Annotated in this window: 1 protein-coding gene; it reads left to right on the forward strand. The window is 61.0% G+C overall.

Translation table 11 applies throughout. The features are described from left to right. The first annotated feature begins 117 nt into the window (after positions 1-117). Positions 118-1,332, forward strand: a complete 1,215-nt coding sequence (locus tag A7D16_RS20185; protein WP_064635008.1) for an IS4 family transposase — start codon at positions 118-120, stop codon at positions 1,330-1,332. The last annotated feature ends 18 nt before the right edge of the window (positions 1,333-1,350 follow it).

The following is a 1,350-nucleotide window of genomic DNA, read 5'->3' on the forward strand; positions in this document are numbered from 1 at the left end:
CTGATGTATCCCCACATTTCTTCCTGCAAGATCAAGCACTTGGTGTGCCAGGATGTGGAAGAAAGTGCGCGCATGGGGCACGCTTCAAGGTGACTAAGCCAAAGAAGAGTGCCGACCATGCGCGCCAGCGAAGTATTACAGAAGTGCTTGTCTAACTCACTCTCCGGGATGCATGCATTACGCCAACGCAGCTTGCTGCGCGCGGTTGAAGCGCTGGTGCATGGAGGCCGGCTGACGTTGATCGACATCGCACGCGCGTGGCCAGGCGCGACGCGGGTACGTGCGCCCCTCAAGGCATGCGACCGCCTGCTGTGCAATCGCGCGTTGTACGCCGAGCGGTCCGTGATCGAGCGGGACATGGCGCATTGGCTGTTGCGCGGTACGCAGCCGACGATCGTGATCGATTGGAGCGATCTGAAGCCGGACAAATCGTGGTGCCTGCTGCGTGCAGCCGTCCCGATCGGTGGGCGCACGCTCACCTTGCTGGACATGGTGGTTCCGGGAAAGCAACAAGGCTCTCCTGGCGCGGAGAAGCGTTTCTTGCAGCAACTGCGCGCATTGATTCCAGACGATGTGCGTCCGATCCTGGTCACTGATGCCGGCTTCCGCACGCCATGGTTTCGTGCGGTGTCGGCGATGGGCTGGGATTGGGTCGGGCGACTGCGCGGACACACGCAGGTCAAGCCGCAAGCCGTGCCCGATGATGTAACGCAATGGATCGATAGCCGGAACCTGCATGCATTGGCTTCCAACCGTGCAAACGAATTACCACCGATGCAGATCAATCGTAGCGATCCACTCAATTGCCGCCTTGTGCTCTATGCCAAAGCACGAAAAGGGCGTCAGCAACGCAACCGGCGCTCACCTGCCAACGTCTCGCGTGCATCATCGAGCCTGAAAGCAGCAGCGCGTGAGCGCGAGCCGTGGTTGATCGTTGCATCACCCCAGTTGCACGCACCCAGCGCAACGCAGCTGGTCAACCTGTACGCACGGCGGATGCAGATCGAGCTGGCATTTCGTGATCTGAAATCGCACCGCTACGGCCAGGCAATGGAAGACAGTTTGACCCGGCGCGGTGAGCGCCTGCAGATCCTGTTGTTACTCCACACGCTGGCCACCTTCGCCAGTTGGCTGGCAGGACTCGGCTGCGAAGCCACCGGCATCGCGCAGTGGCTGTCGCCGCGCAACAGCACCCGCAAGCTCTATTCGACACTGCGTGTCGGCCGCGAGGCCTTAGTCAGGCGCTGGCCGATGGAACCGGTCTCACGCTGGCTAGAACGCTTACGCACACTGCCCGACGCAGTGTGCGAGCAGATGACGTTGGTGCTGTAAAACGTGGGGATACCTCAG

It is taken from the genome of Xanthomonas nasturtii (assembly GCF_001660815.1).
Taxonomy (GTDB): domain Bacteria; phylum Pseudomonadota; class Gammaproteobacteria; order Xanthomonadales; family Xanthomonadaceae; genus Xanthomonas; species Xanthomonas nasturtii.